Below are 797 nucleotides of genomic sequence, written 5' to 3'. Positions count from 1 at the left end.
GGTATATACAGGTGGGAAAGTGGGTAATTATGTTTCAATTTTGTTAAATTCCCCGCTCTCCCCACTTTTACTCCCCACTTTTTACAGCGGGCGCACGTCATCACCGTCAATAACGATTACGCCATCATTTTCCAGCTTGTACAGCCAGCGCCGGAAGTGCTTCATCTCATACCCCAGCTTTTTCATATCATCGCGGAGAAGGGCGATAGTGCACGCCTCCCCGTGTGCTGTTCGTGTTCTGATGCACTGCCATAGCGCGGCGTGATTCTCCGTCTTGTTCCCTGCCTCCTCGATGCGCTCCAGTTCAACGGGAGGGCGCGGCTTATCCACCACCACCAGCGACGTGATTAACTCCCCGTCAGCGTCGGTAAAAAGCTCCACCACCCGCAAATCATAGGCAGCCTCTTTGAGTTCCTCCGCGTCCTTCATTTTGGTGCATGAGATAACCAGCGCTTCGCTTCCTGCGTCCTCCCTGCGTATCCGGTATTCAGCATCCAGCGAAGCACGAAATGCACTGGAACCGCGCGCGCCTTTCGTCTCATCCTTGCCGGAATGGTGAACCACCAGCACCGTGGCCCCTGTGCGCCGTTTAAGCTCGTCACAACCACGGATAAACGCCCCCATATCACGGGAATCATTTTCATCATTCCCACCAAAGCAACGCGCCAGAGTATCCAGAATAATCATGCGTACAGGTTTACCCGTTTCCCGCTCCACCTGACGGGCAGCGATAACCATTTCATCAACATCAAGCGGGACCGCCGGAAAGATGGGACGGTTTACCAGATACAGATTTT

At 53.7% G+C, this 797-nt stretch carries 1 protein-coding gene; it reads right to left on the bottom strand.

Translation table 11 applies throughout. From position 1 onward, the window contains the following. Window positions 1–81: 81 nt before the first annotated feature. Window positions 82–797 (bottom strand): AAA family ATPase (locus E0D98_RS25050; RefSeq protein ID WP_131891403.1); only part of this gene is annotated, 716 nt, incomplete at its 5' end.

The organism is Escherichia sp. KCJ4928 (assembly GCF_004352695.1).
GTDB lineage: Bacteria > Pseudomonadota > Gammaproteobacteria > Enterobacterales > Enterobacteriaceae > ECMA0423.
The sequence above is the reverse complement of the archived record's forward strand: the minus strand, read 5'-3'. Positions and strand labels throughout refer to the sequence as shown.